The organism is Burkholderia sp. RS01, from assembly GCF_039748055.1.
Classification (GTDB): Bacteria; Actinomycetota; Actinomycetes; order Actinomycetales; family Micrococcaceae; genus Arthrobacter.
Genome location: NZ_JBDLAK010000012.1, coordinates 76259 through 91762, shown reverse-complemented (window position 1 = coordinate 91762; position 15504 = coordinate 76259). Strand labels below are relative to the sequence as shown.

Here is a 15504-nt window from a genome sequence, read left to right as displayed (position 1 = left end):
TTTGACTGAGTAAATATCTTTGCGTCAAGCTGTTGGTATGACTTCTCAACAACCGCCGCTGTGGCGCCGCGCAGTCGCCGAACTGCTCGGCACCAGCCTGCTCGTGATGATCGTCGTCGGCTCCGGGATCGCCGCCCAGCAGCTTTCCCCCAATGACGTTGGCCTGCAGCTGCTCCAGAACAGCACGGCGACGGTGCTGGGTCTGACGGTCCTGATCCTGGTGCTCGGACCGGTGAGCGGCGCCCACTTCAATCCCGTGGTGTCCCTCGCCGACTGGATCCTGGGCCTGCGCAGCGGCTCCGGACTGACCCTGCCGGAGCTTGGCACGTACATCGTTGCGCAGACCGTGGGTGCAATCGGCGGCAGTGTGGTCGCGAACGCCATGTTTGAGGTGGGAACCTCCATCTCCGCGAAGGAGCGCGCAACCACGGGGCATCTGCTGGGGGAGGTCATCGCGACGGCCGGGCTCATCCTGCTGATCTTTGCCCTGGCGGCCACCAAGCGGGGCGTCCTCGCAGCTCCGGCAGTGGGCGCTTACATCGGAGCCGCGTACTGGTTCACGTCCTCGACCTCGTTCGCGAACCCGGCCGTGACAGTCGGCCGCATTTTCAGCGACACCTTTGCCGGCATCGCCCCGGCGTCCGTTCCCGGCTTCGTGATCGCCCAGCTGATCGGCGCGGCAGCAGGCCTTGGCCTCCTCAACATTCTGTTCCCCTTCGCCGGCCGCACGGCGGACGACGCCGTTCTGCCGCGCAGTTCCGAAACGGCCAGGCCATAGCGTTCGGCCGCACCCGGGGCGGGACGAGACGTGCGCCGCTCATACATTGATGATTGTCAATGTTGGGGCATAATGGGTACATGAAATCGTTGCCTGTACTTGAGCCGGCCACGGATGAAGCGTGCTGCGCTCCGGCGGGAATGCCTGGCCTCGGCGCTGAGGAGGCGAAGCAGAAAGCCGTGGTCTTCAAGGCGCTGGCCGATCCGAACCGGCTGCGGCTGCTTTCCATCGTCAAGGCCGAGGCCTCCGGTGAATCCTGCGTGTGCGACCTGACCGAACCCCTGGACCTGGGCCAGCCCACCGTCTCCCACCACCTGAAGATCCTGGTCGATGCAGGTCTGCTGCACCGCGAAAAGCGTGGCACGTGGGCCTATTACTCCCTGGTCCCCGGCGCCCTGGAACAGACGGCCGCACTCCTGGCCACCCTGTGACTGGGCCGGAACGCACCCTGGTCACGTGCAAACCTTGATTGAAAACCCCGCGCTTGTTGCACTTGTTTATGCGGCTCTCAGTAAATGCCAGCCCACAAATTGCCATGCCCAACGAGTCTGAGGAAACGGAGCCACCCGTGAGTTCCAAGAACGCCAAGCCGGAGAACATCACCACCGAGCAGCTGATCATCATCGGGTCCGGCCCTGCCGGCTACACCGCCGCAATTTACGCCGCCCGCGCCGGCCTGGAACCGCTGGTGCTGGCCGGGTCCGTTACCGCCGGCGGCGCCCTGATGAACACCACCGACGTCGAAAACTTCCCCGGCTTCCCGGAGGGCATCCAGGGGCCCGAGCTCATGGACGGCCTGCAGCAGCAGGCGGAACGTTTCGGCGCCAAGGTGGTGTTCGACGACGTCACGGAGGTGACGCTGGCCGGGCACCTTAAGCGCGTGGTCACCGGCGGCGGCGACGTGCACCAGGCCCCGGCCGTCATCCTCGCCACCGGCTCCGCGTACAAGGAACTCGGCCTGACCGAGGAGAAGAAGTTCAGCGGCCACGGCGTCTCCTGGTGCGCCACCTGCGACGGTTTCTTCTTCCGCGACCAGGACATCATCGTGGTGGGCGGCGGCGATTCCGCGATGGAGGAGGCCACCTTCCTGACCCGCTTCGGGAAGTCCGTGACCGTCGTCGTCCGCAAGGGCGAGCTCCGCGCCTCCCGGATCATGGCCCAGCGCGCCAAGGACAACCCCAAGATCAGTTTCGCGTGGAACTCGGCCGTCTCCGAGATCCACGGCAACGGCAAGGTCACCGGCGTCACGCTCAAGGACACCCGCACCGGCGACACCCGCCATCAGCCGGCCACCGGCATCTTCGTGGCCATCGGGCACGTGCCGCGCACCGAGCTGGTGGTGGGGCAGGTGGAGCTGGACGCCGAGGGCTACATCAAGGTTGATTCACCCACCACGTGCACCAACCTGTCCGGGGTGTTCGCGTGCGGCGACGCCGTGGACCACCGCTACCGCCAGGCCATCACCGCCGCGGGCACCGGCTGCGCCGCGGCCCTGGACGCCGAACGGTACCTCGCCGCGCTGGACGACGCCGACAGCATCGCCACGGCCCTGGTGGAGGAACCCACCCACGCCTAAGCCCCTCGCCCCCCAACCAACCTCGAAAGCGCGGGGTGCGGGACCGCCGTCGTCATGCTTGAAATCCCTTCCATTTCCAATCTATGCCCCGCACGGGGGCTTGCGGCAAGCCCCGGGTCGTGGCGCATACTCGCCGGAGGCCAGAAGCTAGGGAAGGGGAACAGCAGAATGAGTGTGACCGAGCATGCGGTGGTGATCGCCGGAGGTGGCCCGACAGGGCTGATGCTGGCGGCCGAGCTGGCGCTGGCGGGCGTCGCTGCCGTCATTGTCGAGCGGCGGACCAGCCAGGACCTCGCCGGCTCCCGCGCAGGGGGCCTGCACTCGCGCACCATCGAGGTCCTCGATCAGCGGGGGATTGCCGATCGGTTCCTCTCGGAGGGACAGGTGGCCCAGGTCGCGGGGTTCGCCTCCACCCGCCTGGACATCAGCGACTTTCCTACCCGCCACCCGTACGGGCTGGGGCTGTGGCAGAACCACATCGAGCGCATCCTCGCCGGCTGGGTCCGCGAGCTGGCGGTTCCGATCCACTACGGCCATGATGTGACCAGTTTCGCGCAGGACCGCGCCGGCGTCGACGTCGAGCTGTCCGACGGCAGGTCGCTGCGGGCGCAATATCTCGTCGGATGCGACGGCGGCCGCAGCCTGGTCCGCAAAGCGGCCGGCATCGATTTTCCCGGCTGGGATCCGACGACGAGCAGCCTGATCGCCCAGGTAGAGGCCGCCGAGGAGCCGGAATTGGGCATGCATCGCAACGCTTTTGGCGTCCATTCGTTCGGCAGGTTGGAGTACGAGATCCGCAACGGCGAGGTCATATACAAGGACGGGGGTCCGCTTGGGGTCATGGTGACCGAAGAGCACGTCGGGGCCACACGCGAACCCACCCTGCGCGACCTCAGCGAAGCGCTCGTCGCCGTATACGGCACCGATTACGGGATCCACAGCCCCATCTGGATCTCCAGGTTCACCGATATGTCGCGGCAGGCTGCCGCCTACCGCGACAGGCGTGTCTTCCTGGCAGGCGACGCCGCGCACGTACACTACCCGGTGGGCGGACAGGGCCTCAACACCGGCGTGCAGGACGCCGTGAATCTGGGATGGAAGCTCGCCCAGGTCATCAAGGAAACATCACCGGAGAGCCTCCTGGATACCTACCATGCGGAGCGCCACCCAGTTGCTGCCCGCGTGCTGCGCAACACCATGGCGCAGGTCGCGCTTGGGCGTCCGGATGACCGTGCCAAGGCCGCGGCCGAGACCGTCTCCGAGCTGCTCGGCATGGACGAGCCGCGCAAACGGTTCGCCGCGATGCAGTCCGGCCTGGACATCCACTACGATCTCGGCGAGGGGCACCCGCTGCTGGGACGCCGCATGCCCGATCTAGACGTCGTCACTGCCGGCGGTCCGCGACGGGTCTTCACCCTGCTGCACGATGCACGGCCGGTCCTGCTGAACTTCGGTGAGCCGGGCGGCTTCGGCCCCGCTCCGCGGCCCGACAGGGTCCAGTTGGTGGACGCGCAATACACCGGTACGTGGGAGCTTCCGGCACTCGGGGAGGTCGCTGCCCCCACAGCCGTGCTGGTCCGGCCCGACGGATACGTGGCCTGGGTGGGAGACCGGGCCGAGGCAGGGCTCGCCGACGCGGTGACCACCTGGTTCGGACCGCCTGCCGCGGCGTAGGGCACCGGCTTCAGTTACCCCGCGATGGAAGAATGCAGACGCGGCGCGGAGCCACCAATGACGAGGAGAGTTCCCCCGACGGAGGCAGAACCCCCGGCCCGGAGGACGGCAGGCATCGGTGCGGATCCGATACCGGCTCCGTTGTGCCGGCGGTGAATGAGCCCGTCCTCGACGTTTACACGTAGGGGTAACGGCCGGACCAGCGAAGCGGGGCGTGCGCCTGTCCGCGCCCAGGATAGGCTGCGCGGACAGGCGGCGACTGGTGTGACATCGACGGGGCTAGTGACCCGCGTGCGAGGCCTGGACCGTGCTGCCCTGGGCGGCGGCTGTGCTGTTTTGGATTCCGGTGGCGCTGGGTTCCGAACCGTCGGCGTTCAGCACGCGGTAGCGGGTGAGCATGCCGGCGCTGATGTGGTCGTTGACGTGGCAGTGGAAGAGCCAGGTTCCCACGTCGTCCGGCACCATATCCGCCACCACCATGCTGGCGGGCAGGAGGTTGACGACGTCGGTGCGCATCCCCAGCGCCGTCACGGTGTTGCCGTGCCAGTGCGGCGTGTGCAGGTCGACCTCGGTGCCCATGCCCATCAGGTACCAGCGCACGTGTTCGCCTTTGCGCATGGTCATCGACTCCAGCGGCTGGTTGCCGTAGACGTAGCCGTTGATGGAGTGCATCAGGTTGCTCTCGCCGAAGGCCTCGTCGTCGGCCTTGACCGTAGGAGGCTTGCCGGCGAACTTGTCGATGTTGCGCTGCAGGTAGGGGCTGGCGTTCTCGTTGCTGACCTTGAACTGGAGGAAGAACTCGCGGTCCACGTCGCTCGGGGTTCCGTCGTCGCGGGCGGCGCTGGCCTTGGTGATCACCATGGGGCCCACCAGGCCGGAGTAGTCGTCCGCCACCTCGTCGGTGTGGGAGTGGTACATCCACATCACGGAACTGCCGTCCATGGGTCCGGGTCCGGCGCGCTCGGGCACCTCGTAGCTGTAGGTGTAGGTGCTGCCGGGTGCCACGCCGTCGTCGCCTTTCGCGGCCCCGCCAGTGCCGTCGTTGTACGGCGCGCCTTCGCTGCTCTTGTCGTAGAACACGCCATGGACATGGACCGACGCCGGCCGGTCCAGGTTGTTCTTGAAGACCACCTTGATGGTGTCCCCGACGACGCCGCGGATCACCGGCCCCTGGAAACCCAGGTGCTCCTCGGCCGCGGTACGCGGCTTGAGGGTCTTGAACGACGAGTCGATGTACTCCTGGTACAGCGACTTGATGTAGGTGCTTCCGATCCGCTGCGGCCCCTGCTTCGTGAAGACCTGCGCGGCCTCGTCGAAGGGCTCACCCGTGATCTGGTTCTTGCCGGTGGGCGCGTAGTTCCACTCCACCTCGTTGGCCGCGATGTAGTACGTGCGGGTCCGCGGCACGTAGTTGCTGGCGGCATTGGCTTTCACGGCCGCTGTCCCGGAGCCGTAGAACCCTGGCGCCAGCACGGCCAGAATCGCCAGCACGATGATCATGAGACCCCACCAGGGCGAGACGGACAAGAAGCCCGCGCGCCCCTTCAAAACAAACTCATGGTTACCCATGGCGTTCCTCCCCTTGAACGTTGAATTTTGGCTGGCCGGATTTGGCCTCGCCCGAATGGGAGCACGCTAAGGCCGCCCAGTTGTGAATTCCTTGGGGAGCTCAGACGGGCGGGGCGGTCACCACCCGGGTGGGGCGCCTGCTGGAAGACCCGCAGGTTCTTCCAAGGCAAGTTCCCCGACAGCCTGCATCGGCACGGATGTCTTCTTCTCACCGGGCAGGTATCCGACGGGCACGGATTCCTCCTCTGTCCTGTAAACGCTCGATTAGGTGACCGTTGCACGCCAGGCCTTCCCGACCGCGCCAAGCGTTGTCTTCTAACCCGTCACGACATCTATGTTGCCTAAACGCCGTTCATCTCGGCGCGGTGAAAGAAGCAGAAGCATGCTCTTAGGAAACCACCTGGCGGACCCCCCAAATTGGTGGCCTGAGGCAACCTGTCTCGGATGGGTCCTTGGTTTCCTCAAGGCAGCCCTGCCAGAGTGACCCCATCCCCGAAGCGGACGGCCCGCGCACCGTCCCCTTGCGGGGCGGGACGGCCGGACCCGGTAGCATTCCTTCAGGTATCGCCGGATCCGGCCACCCAAACGGTCCATGCACTCCGGTTACAACAGCCCGACGGCGGAGGAATATGTAGGGCAGAGGAGACCTCATGCTGTTGATGCGAACGCTGCCCGCGGCTGCCATTGCCGCAGCCGTGTTGACCCTCGCCTCAGGAAGCTTCAACGGACCCCTGTCCGCGCCCGTGCAGGTGCAAGTGCCGGCACTGCACAGGGAACTGGCCGTGACCGCGGCCCCCAACAACGTCCAGGCCGCAGTCCTCCGGGGATGGGGCCCGGTGAAGGCAGGTGACGAGTTTTCCTACACCGGGGCACCCAATCCCCGGAAATGGAAGGTTTACGACGGCGCCGGCCACGCGGGCAAAGGTATTCGCAGCCCGAAGGCGTGGAATGTGGCCAACGGCGTGGCCACCGTCAGCGGGAACGCCTACGGCGCGACGGGCGGGATGGCGGCAAAGTTCGCCCAGCAAAAATACGGCCGATGGGAAACCCGGATGAGAACCAGCGTGCGGGACCCGAAATACCACCCCGTGCTGCTCCTGTGGCCCAACGGCAACAGCTCCCCAAACTGTGCGGAGGTCGATTACGGCGAATCCCTCACCGACACCACCCTGATCAAGTTCGCCCTGCACTACGCGTGTGCCGGACTGCAGAGCTATCAGACCCGGGCTGAACGGAAAATCGACACCACCCAATGGCACAACTACGCCGTGCAGTGGACCTCGACCAGTATCACCGGATACATTGACGGCGCCCTATGGTTCACGGACACCAACCGGGCACACCTGCCGCCGGTCGGAATGCACCAAACCCTCCAACTCGACTGGTTCCCGACCGGAAAGCCCACCAAGCCAAGTTGGATGCAGGTCGACTGGGTCCGCGTATACAAATGACACCGAGTGGCAAAGCCGGGTCTTGTCTTGGCCGGTAGGTTCGGTGGATTAGTTGGGCGGAGATGAGTTGAATAAGCTGTCCGGGCAGCGGCTCAGGCAGCCAGCTGCGCTCCCGTGCTCGGAACCGGACCGTAGTAAGTGCCCGTCACGGAGCACTGCCCGGAGGACGTTCACTCGGCCCTGGGCCAGGGACGGCAGCGCTTGAATGTGGGCTTGCCATCGCCGCGTTTGCGGTCGTCATAGCCACGTGAGGCGACGCAGCTTTTCACCACCGAGAGCGCGGAGATAGAAGTCCTGCAGCAGACGACGCCAGCGAACCGGTTCGTGGTTTCGAAGACGATCGGGTCTCCGCCGGTGGCGCCTAGGAATTCGGCGGTCAGGACCGGTCCGAAGCCAGGCTTGGACGAGGCCGGTAATAGCGGACCACCGGATCCCCCATCCCGTTGGACGTCCAGTCCGGCGCGGTCGCATGTGCCGGCTCCGCACGGTGGACATCCTGCTAATTACGCCTCGCCCGGTAGCCGCGACCCCAGAACGGCCCCGGCAAACCCCTGAGGCAACCACCGGATTTGTGCAGAGGGAGCGGACTTCAGCGCGGTCGAAGAATCCGATGCCCGACTCGCGCCGGATGAAATCAACGTCCGGCCCCGAGCCGTACTCGGCTTGGTCAGTGCAGCTGAGCGGTTCGCCTTACACGAGGCGGCCGCAGCGACCCCTACCCGGGGTGTCCATACCCGTTGCCCGTTGCCCCAAGGGGGCAACGGGTATCCTCTGGACCCGCCGCACGAGGCGGACCCTTGCATCGGAGACCTCTGTAAATCCTGGCGGTTTGTGCATTCATCTGCCGAAACACCACCGGTGCCGGTTGCGGGATCCGGCGCCGGCTCCGGCGATTTCTGGTTGGTATCAGCCGCATCACCTTGGACTCCAGAAATCCACACATTGGTACAAGGCGCGTGGCCTAAGGTGGGGCTGGCCGCCCCGAAATTGCCCCCTTGGCCTTCGGGCCGGTTGCTCAAAGCCGGTCAATCACCGTGCATTCTTCCGGCCCACATTTCAGTCCGCCGGCATATTTTGCTGGCCGGGCGGGTACGGCGCTAGTAACGTGGAGCATTCGCACGCCTAGGGCAACGGGGAGTGGAAATCGTGGGCAATGACGGAGCAGTCAACGGCAGGGCAATCAACGGCACGGCGGTAAATGACGGAACCGTGCCTGCCGGCTGGACTGCGGGGGCGGTGGAACTCATCCTGGTCCGGCACGGCGAGAGCCAGGGCAATGTGGCCGCCACGGCCGCCCAGGATTCCCGAGCGGACGTGATCGATGTCCCCGCCCGCGATGCCGACGTCGAGCTGTCCTCCACAGGGCGCGAACAGGTCCAGGCCCTGGGCCGGGCGCTGGCGGACGTCCCCGAAGACCTGCGTCCCGACGTCGTGATTTCCTCGCCCTACATGCGCGCCTACCAGACGGCCGAAATCGCCGTCGGCACGGCGAGCTGGCCCGTTGCCGTCCGCACCGACGAGCGGCTCCGCGACCGCGAACTGGGCATTCTGGACATGCTGACCCGCCTCGGCGTGGAGAACCGGCTGCCGGAAGAAGCAGAACGACGGCGGTGGCTGGGTAAGTTCTACTACCGCCCGCCGGGCGGGGAATCCTGGGCGGACGTGGCGCTGCGGCTGCGGTCCGTGCTCGGCGAACTGAACGCGCTGGGCAGCGGCCACCGCGTGATGCTGGTCTGCCACGATGCCGTGGTGCTGCTGTTCCGCTACGTCCTGGAAGGCATGTCCGAGCACGAACTCCTGGACCTCGCGGCGAGCACCACTGTCCTCAACGCGTCCGTCACCCGGTACGTGCGGCCGGACGGCGTGGGCCCGTGGACGCTGGAGAGCTTCAACGTGGCCGAGCACCTCACGCAGCAGGGCGTCGAGGTGACCGAGCACGCGGGGGATGCCAGTGTCCACCCGCGCTGAGTCCGCTTCGCCCGGCCAGAGCACGCCGGCACAGATCACGCCGGCACAGATCACGCCGGCGCTGCTCCGCGGTTGGCCGCTCCCCTCCGCTGGCGCGGACAAGTATTCCCGCGGCGCGGTGCTGGTGATCGGCGGGGCCAGGCGCACTCCGGGTGCGGCATTGCTGGCGGGAACGGCGGTGCTCCGGGCGGGAGCGGGCCGGCTCACCCTGGCCGTGGCGGAGTCCGTGGCGGTGCAGCTGGCCGTTACGCTGCCCGAGGCCGGAGTGGTCGGGCTGCCCGAATCCGCCGGCGGGTCGGTGGGTGCGTCCGGGCTGAAGGCCGTGGCTGAGGACCTGGAGTCGGCGGACGCGGTGCTGATCGGGCCTGGCCTGGACGACATCGACGAGACCGAGGCGCTGCTGCGCGAACTCCTTCGGCGGGAAGCGGAGCGGGACGCGGGGCCTCGCTCGGGACGCGGCTCAGGTGGCGGCAAGGGCGGCCATGCCACGGTGATCCTCGACGCCTATGCGCTGGGCTGCCTCCCCCAGCTGCTGGACGAGCTGGAACCGTGGGCGGGGCGCCTGATCCTCACACCGAACCCCAACGAAGCCGGGATCCTGCTGGGGCGGGACACCGACAACCTTGCCGCCGACGTCGTCGAAATAGCGGAGAAGTACCGTGCCGTGGTGAGCTGCCAGGGCGTGATCGCGCGTCCCCCGGGCGGGGATGCGCCCGAAGGTGCGGACCGCTGGGAGATCACCACCGGATACGGCGGCCTCGGAACGTCAGGAAGCGGCGACATCCTGGCCGGGACCATCGCCGGGCTCCGGGCCCGGGGCACCACCGACGCGCAGGCCGCCTGCTGGGGCAGCCACCTTCATGCCGCCGCGGCGGACCGGCTCGCGAGCAGGTTGGGCAGCGTCGGCTTCCTGGCACGGGAACTGGCCGATGAGCTGCCGCCGCTCATGATGGAACTGAATACCTAGGAGTTTCCCGGAGGGCACGGCACCGGGCGGGTCGAGGCCCATCGCCTCACGGATCACTTCACGGAACGATCACTTCACGGAGCCGAGAATCGAGCGCAGGGATGCTGCGGCCTTTTGCGCCGCCGCCTTGGGCTCGGCTCTGCCGGTCGTGACGTCGCCGACTGCCTTGGCGATGGGCAGTTCCGTCAGCGCGGCGCCGGCAAGATCGCCTTGGCCCTGGATGATGCCCCAGTGCCTGACCTCTTCGGCACCCTGCAGCAGCACGGCAAGCACGTCCTGCGAGTAGAACTTGCCCAGCGGTTCCTGTTTGCCGATCCCCACCGGCATGGTCTTCCACGCGTCGGTGAATTCAGCAGGCTTGCCGGGGCTGCCGGCACGGACCGGAAGGCGCTCCTCCGGGACGATCGCGAGCCAGTCAGCGTACCCGTCGCTCATGACGTATTCCACGAACCGGCGGGCGGGATCCGCGTCCGAGTCTTTGGTGATGGTCCAGGACGTGATCTCGCCGAACTGGGCCGGCTGCTTGCCACTTGGACCGAGGATGCCGGCCACCACTCCGGTGTTCCTGGCCAGGAAGCCGGGATCTGACGTGCACTCCGGGCAACTGGGTTTGGCGTCGGTGCGGAGTCCCGCCAATTCGTCCAGCATCATCGTGGGCCAGACGGCCATCGCTGCCTTGCCGGAGAAGTACGCGGTCCGGACCGTGTCAATGTCCTGGAGCCCGGGCCCGGAGTAGTTCTTCAGTATGTCGCGGTAGAACGCGAGCGCAGCCACGCATTGTGGACTCTCGAATGTGATGCCGTTCTTGGCGTTGACCATTTCGCAGCCGTTTCCCTGCGCGATGTGCTCGAAGGACTGCTGGGTGAATGCCTGGCCGGGTTTGTTGGCTGCGACGAAGCCCGCCATTTGGGGGGTGTCAAGCTTCTTTGCGGCCGCCATGATGTCTGCGTACGTCTTGGGTGCCGCCAGCCCCGCCTGGGCGAACAGGTCCTTCCGGTAGTACAGGAGGTGCTGCCAGGAGGAATCGGGAACGGACAGCTGCTTGCCGCCTTCCCTGGTCAGTTCCAGCGCACGCGGGGACCACGTGTGCTCGCCCAGGGCGAGGATGACGCTGGCATTGAGATCGGCATTCACCAGGCCGCTGGCGGCCAGGGTCCGGACCTGGCCCAGCGAAATGGAACCGATCACGTCAGGGAGGTCGCCCGAGGCCGCCGATGAGGCCACCATCTGCTTGAACCGGTGTGCGGGTATTCCCACAAGGTCCACGGTCACGCCCGTGGCGGCGGTGAAGCGTTCGACGATTGCACGGGACTTGGCCATGCGGTCCGGAAGCGTTTCCGTGGTCCAGACGGTGATGACGTGAGGTTCATTCTCACCGGGGTTAGGCTGCCGCCCCTCGTTTGGCGTACAACCCACCATCAAGGCTGCCACCAGCGAAATTGCAGAAGCGAATCCGGCCTTGGCCCGGCGCCTCGTCCCATTCACTTGGTTGCTCCTGCCTGGACGTGCCCGCAGAACAGGTGCAGCAAAGTCGACTATCTGTGACCTCTCTGCAGCCCGGAGACCTGCCTCCAGCGTATCCAAATTAGCGAAGAGTGTCAGTAGTAGGACGCGATCAGCCGCAGACGCGGGTGACATCGGCGAGAGGGCTGGGCATAGGGACGGCCCCCGGCCCTATGGCCGGCGGGCCGTCCTGGCGGGAGGCTTCCGGACATTGCTGCCGATGCGCTATCAAGCGCGGTGGCGTGCTCCCGGGCTAACCGCCCCATGTGGCAGCCAACTTGAAAGTTCGGAACCTCCCGTTCCATACCAGCTGATCTATGCCCGCTGGTATAAATTTTTTATAGCACCGGAATGAACTGTTCGCAAGCATTTTTTCCGGGATTGCCGGCGCCCCGGCGGCCGGCGCCGGCCCTGGATTTCCGGGCTTCAGCAAGGGGCCGGCGGCTCTTGTTTGCCGGGCGGGCCGGGGTTATTTTAAGCGTGGGATTGACCTCAAAAAGTCGGGGCAAAGACGCCCAAATAATAGGAGCCCGTCGATGTCGACCATCTCCAACGCGCACCTCCCAGGCGGGGCGCACCGCCCGTCCGGTGATCGTTTATGGTGCCCCGAATGCCGGACGGACGAACATCTGATCGTCGAATCCATTGAGGCCTTGCATCCGCCGCAAGAAGGCCTGGTGGATGTGTCCTACACGTGCGTTGAATGCGACTTCTTCTATGCCCACCCGGCAAACGTCCACGACGTCGCCGCCGTCCTGAACCGCCACGGCCAGGTGATCGGCGTCCTGCAGTTCGGCGGTGAATACTTCCACTGCGCAACCCCGATGGTCTCCGTGAGCTCCGGAACCAGCAGCATCTACGGCCATGAGCTGGCCCGGCACCACACCATTCACGATGTCCATCTACCCACACGGCTGCTGCGCTGCGGCTGCGGGTTCCAGATGGAAGTGCCGGACTGATCCGGCCAACAACAAAGGAGAGGGCAAAATGGCTACTACCCATCACACGGCTGGTGCAAGGTCCCGCATGCAGCTGGCGTCCCAGGCTGTCGGGGCAGTATTCCTGCTCGTTGGCATCCTTGGTTTCATCCCCGGAATAACCACCAACTACGGTTCGCTGGGCTTGGCCGGGCATTTGTCCGAAGCAATGCTTCTGGGCGTCTTCCAGGTTTCCATCCTGCACAACATCGTCCACATGCTCTTCGGCGTGGCCGGCATCCTCATGGGCCGCACTGCTGGGCAGGCAAAGAACTTCCTCCTGTACGGCGGAATCGTCTACTTGGTCCTGTGGATTTACGGCTTGCTGATCGGCCACGAGACGGCGGCCAACTTTGTCCCGGTCAACACCGCGGACAACTGGCTCCATTTCCTGTTGGGCGTCGGCATGATCGCTGCGGCGCTGCTTCTGTCCCGCCAAAGCTCCACCGTGCGCGGACCAGTGACCGGGCACTGAACGTTTGCCCTTTTGCCGGGGTGCCGCCCGGGGCTATCCTGATGCCGTCGGTTCAGCGAACCGCCCACGGTCCGGCCGGCACCTCAGCCCCTGACAAGGGGCGTTGAAGCGCGAAGCCGGGGAGTGGCAGACGATGACCGCATATCAGCACCCAGCAGGACTAACTGCTACTGCAGCTCCCCGCGTGGTGCCCCTCAAAAAAGGCAACATGGTGGTCAAGTGGATCACCTCCACCGACCACAAGACCATCGGGTACATGTACCTGATCGCCTCGTTTATCTTCTTCCTCCTCGGCGGCGTGATGGCACTGCTCATCCGCGCCGAACTGTTCGAACCCGGCATGCAGATCCTGGTGACGAAGGAACAGTACAACCAGCTGTTCACCATGCACGGCACGGTCATGCTACTCATGTTCGCCACCCCGCTGTTCGCCGGGTTCGCCAACGTCATCATGCCCCTGCAGATCGGTGCCCCCGACGTCGCCTTCCCGCGGCTGAATGCACTGGCCTTCTGGCTCTTCCTCTTCGGGTCGACCATCGCGATGTCCGGCTTCATCACCCCGCAGGGCGCGGCATCGTTCGGCTGGTTCGCCTACGCTCCGCTGCACAACACCACCTTCACCCCGGGTGTGGGCGGTGACCTGTGGGTCTTTGGGCTGGCGCTCTCCGGTTTCGGCACCATCCTGGGCGCGGTCAACTTCATCACCACCATCATCTGCATGCGCGCCCCGGGCATGACCATGTGGCGCGTGCCCATCTTCAGCTGGAACACGCTGGTCACGGCGGTCCTGGTCATCATGGCCTTCCCGCCGCTGGCCGCCGCCCTGTTCGCCGTCGGGGCCGACCGCCGCTTCGGCGCCCACATCTACGATCCGGAGAACGGCGGGGCCGTGCTCTGGCAGCACCTGTTCTGGTTCTTCGGCCACCCCGAGGTCTACATCATCGCGCTGCCGTTCTTCGGCATCGTCTCGGAAATTTTCCCGGTCTTCAGCCGCAAGCCGATCTTCGGGTACAAGGGCCTGGTCTACGCGACGATCGCCATCGCCGCGCTGTCCGTGACCGTGTGGGCGCACCACATGTACGTCACCGGCTCGGTGCTGCTGCCGTTCTTCGCATTCATGACCATGCTCATCGCGGTGCCCACGGGCGTGAAGTTCTTCAACTGGATCGGCACCATGTGGGGCGGCTCGCTGACGTTCGAGACCCCCATGCTGTGGAGCCTGGGCTTCCTGGTCACGTTCCTCTTCGGCGGCCTGACCGGCATCATCCTGTCCTCCCCGCCGCTGGACTTCCACGTCTCCGATTCCTACTTCGTGGTGGCGCACTTCCACTACGTGGTGTTCGGCACCGTGGTGTTCGCGATGTTCGCCGGCTTCTACTTCTGGTGGCCGAAGTGGACGGGCAAGATGCTCAACGAGCGCCTCGGCAAAATCCACTTCTGGATGCTGTTCCTCGGCTTCCACGGCACGTTCCTGATCCAGCACTGGCTCGGCGTTGAAGGCATGCCGCGCCGCTACGCGGACTACATGCCGCAGGACAACTTCACGTGGATGAACCAGTTCTCCAGCTTCGGCTCGTACCTGCTGGGGGCGTCCATGATCCCGTTCTTCTGGAACGTCTTCATCACCTCCCGCCGCGCCGAGCGGGTTGAAGTGGATGATCCCTGGGGCTTCGGTGCGTCGCTGGAGTGGGCAACGTCCTGCCCGCCGCCACGCCACAACTTCACGTCCCTGCCGCGCATCCGCTCGGAGCGCCCGGCCTTGGACCTGCACCACCCGGAGCTGCGGGTGCGCGAACACGAGACGACGCACTCCCCGGCCGCCGAGGTTCTCGGCGCGGCGGACATCGGCTCACGCGACGTGAAGAACCCGAATCCGGAAAAATGACGACGGCGGCCGGCGCGATAAAGCCTCGACGCTGAGACTCCCGCGCGCAGACCATGCCACACGATAAATATCCCGGACACGGCCCCAGGGCTTACTTCCTGCAAGGCCTGCGTCCTGGAAAAGGTTTCGTTCTGGAGGGCTGACTTTCCGGCTGAGTTGCCCGCCGCCGAGTAACGGCGGCCCGGGCAAACAGCGACAGCCGGCGTATCAAGCAGCCGCGGCTGCCGGAACCCTGCCCGCAATGGTTCGAGCACCGGCGTCTGACGGTGCCAGAACGCGGACGTTGCATTCGGACTGCGACGGGTCGATGGACCGCGGCAGGTGGTGCGTTTCGGAGCATTCCCGGAGCTGTTCAAGAGCGGACGGCTCGACGCGCGCGTGGGAGACGTCCACAACGAGCTGGAGGCCCTGCCGGAGGTGGTTGGCGCGCTTCATGACGACGTAAAGGGCCTGGATGCTTTGGGCGGTTACATGTCCCTGGGCGGCGACCTGAGCTTCGCCGCAATCGAGGTCCACCCGGACTAAAACCTTGAGCTTGTGGTTCAAGAAAACTACTCCCCTCATGCACGGCCGCGACGCTGCGACCGACAACCACCCTAACCCGCATGTGACGCAGATAACAGACGAAGACCGAATATTGCGTCACGTTCCTGATTGCGGCTTCCCGCGGCGCGGCTTGGG

The 15504-nt window shown here is 65.8% G+C and carries 13 protein-coding genes; 11 read left to right on the top strand and 2 right to left on the bottom strand.

Going from position 1 to position 15504, the window contains the following annotated elements:
* The first annotated feature begins 37 nt into the window (after positions 1-37).
* The 4 genes from ABFP37_RS12905 (at position 38) to ABFP37_RS12890 (ending at position 4028) form a co-directional block, all read left to right on the top strand.
* Positions 38-778 carry an MIP/aquaporin family protein gene (locus tag ABFP37_RS12905; protein WP_347033812.1) on the top strand — a complete coding sequence of 247 codons (741 nt, stop codon included), beginning with the start codon at positions 38-40 and terminating at the stop codon, positions 776-778.
* A gap of 80 nt (positions 779-858) precedes the next feature.
* Positions 859-1209: a metalloregulator ArsR/SmtB family transcription factor gene (locus ABFP37_RS12900; protein ID WP_347033811.1), complete on the top strand. Its 351-nt coding sequence runs from the start codon at positions 859-861 to the stop codon at positions 1207-1209.
* Positions 1210-1346: 137 nt separating this feature from the next.
* The gene (trxB, locus tag ABFP37_RS12895) at positions 1347-2354 is read left to right on the top strand and encodes a thioredoxin-disulfide reductase (protein WP_347033810.1); all 1008 of its coding nucleotides are present in this window, start codon (positions 1347-1349) and stop codon (positions 2352-2354) included.
* A 168-nt stretch (positions 2355-2522) separates the two neighbouring features.
* The gene (locus ABFP37_RS12890) at positions 2523-4028 is read left to right on the top strand and encodes an FAD-dependent monooxygenase (RefSeq protein WP_347033809.1); all 1506 of its coding nucleotides are present in this window, start codon (positions 2523-2525) and stop codon (positions 4026-4028) included.
* Positions 4029-4307: 279 nt separating this feature from the next.
* Here the strand turns inward: ABFP37_RS12890 and ABFP37_RS12885 are convergent, their stop codons facing one another.
* The gene (locus tag ABFP37_RS12885; protein ID WP_347033808.1) at positions 4308-5597 is read right to left on the bottom strand and encodes a multicopper oxidase domain-containing protein; all 1290 of its coding nucleotides are present in this window, start codon (positions 5595-5597) and stop codon (positions 4308-4310) included.
* A gap of 650 nt (positions 5598-6247) precedes the next feature.
* Between ABFP37_RS12885 and ABFP37_RS12880 the strand changes: the two genes are divergently transcribed.
* From ABFP37_RS12880 to ABFP37_RS12870, 3 genes are all read left to right on the top strand, one after another.
* Positions 6248-7048 (top strand): glycoside hydrolase family 16 protein, encoded by an 801-nt coding sequence (locus tag ABFP37_RS12880; protein WP_347033807.1) that lies wholly within the window; start codon positions 6248-6250, stop codon positions 7046-7048.
* A gap of 1146 nt (positions 7049-8194) precedes the next feature.
* Entirely contained in the window at positions 8195-9016 is an 822-nt protein-coding gene (locus ABFP37_RS12875; RefSeq protein WP_347033806.1) for a histidine phosphatase family protein, read from the top strand.
* Positions 9000-9983 (top strand): ADP/ATP-dependent (S)-NAD(P)H-hydrate dehydratase, encoded by a 984-nt coding sequence (locus ABFP37_RS12870; RefSeq protein ID WP_347033805.1) that lies wholly within the window; start codon positions 9000-9002, stop codon positions 9981-9983. Before ABFP37_RS12875 ends, ABFP37_RS12870 begins: the two co-directional genes overlap by 17 nt.
* Positions 9984-10052: 69 nt before the next feature.
* Here the strand turns inward: ABFP37_RS12870 and ABFP37_RS12865 are convergent, their stop codons facing one another.
* Positions 10053-11468, bottom strand: a complete 1416-nt coding sequence (locus ABFP37_RS12865; RefSeq protein ID WP_347033804.1) for an extracellular solute-binding protein — start codon at positions 11466-11468, stop codon at positions 10053-10055.
* 554 nt (positions 11469-12022) lie between these two features.
* Between ABFP37_RS12865 and ABFP37_RS12860 the strand changes: the two genes are divergently transcribed.
* The 4 genes from ABFP37_RS12860 (at position 12023) to ABFP37_RS12845 (ending at position 15348) form a co-directional block, all read left to right on the top strand.
* Positions 12023-12445, top strand: a complete 423-nt coding sequence (locus tag ABFP37_RS12860; protein ID WP_347033803.1) for a hypothetical protein — start codon at positions 12023-12025, stop codon at positions 12443-12445.
* Positions 12446-12473: 28 nt separating this feature from the next.
* On the top strand, positions 12474-12938 hold the full coding sequence (locus ABFP37_RS12855; protein ID WP_347033802.1) for a DUF4383 domain-containing protein: 465 nt from the start codon (positions 12474-12476) through the stop codon (positions 12936-12938).
* Positions 12939-13122: 184 nt separating this feature from the next.
* On the top strand, positions 13123-14823 hold the full coding sequence (gene ctaD / locus ABFP37_RS12850; RefSeq protein WP_347033801.1) for a cytochrome c oxidase subunit I: 1701 nt from the start codon (positions 13123-13125) through the stop codon (positions 14821-14823).
* A gap of 324 nt (positions 14824-15147) precedes the next feature.
* The gene (locus ABFP37_RS12845; RefSeq protein WP_347033800.1) at positions 15148-15348 is read left to right on the top strand and encodes a hypothetical protein; all 201 of its coding nucleotides are present in this window, start codon (positions 15148-15150) and stop codon (positions 15346-15348) included.
* Positions 15349-15504 lie beyond the last annotated feature (156 nt).

Coding starts and splice junctions, on each gene's coding strand:
- ABFP37_RS12890 (WP_347033809.1), top strand. CDS start 2,523: ATGAGTGTGACCGAGCATGCGGTGGTGATCGCCGGAGGTGGCCCGACA.
- ABFP37_RS12860 (WP_347033803.1), top strand. CDS start 12,023: ATGTCGACCATCTCCAACGCGCACCTCCCAGGCGGGGCGCACCGCCCG.
- ABFP37_RS12885 (WP_347033808.1), bottom strand. CDS start 5,597: ATGGGTAACCATGAGTTTGTTTTGAAGGGGCGCGCGGGCTTCTTGTCC.
- ABFP37_RS12900 (WP_347033811.1), top strand. CDS start 859: ATGAAATCGTTGCCTGTACTTGAGCCGGCCACGGATGAAGCGTGCTGC.
- ABFP37_RS12855 (WP_347033802.1), top strand. CDS start 12,474: ATGGCTACTACCCATCACACGGCTGGTGCAAGGTCCCGCATGCAGCTG.
- ABFP37_RS12880 (WP_347033807.1), top strand. CDS start 6,248: ATGCTGTTGATGCGAACGCTGCCCGCGGCTGCCATTGCCGCAGCCGTG.
- ABFP37_RS12905 (WP_347033812.1), top strand. CDS start 38: ATGACTTCTCAACAACCGCCGCTGTGGCGCCGCGCAGTCGCCGAACTG.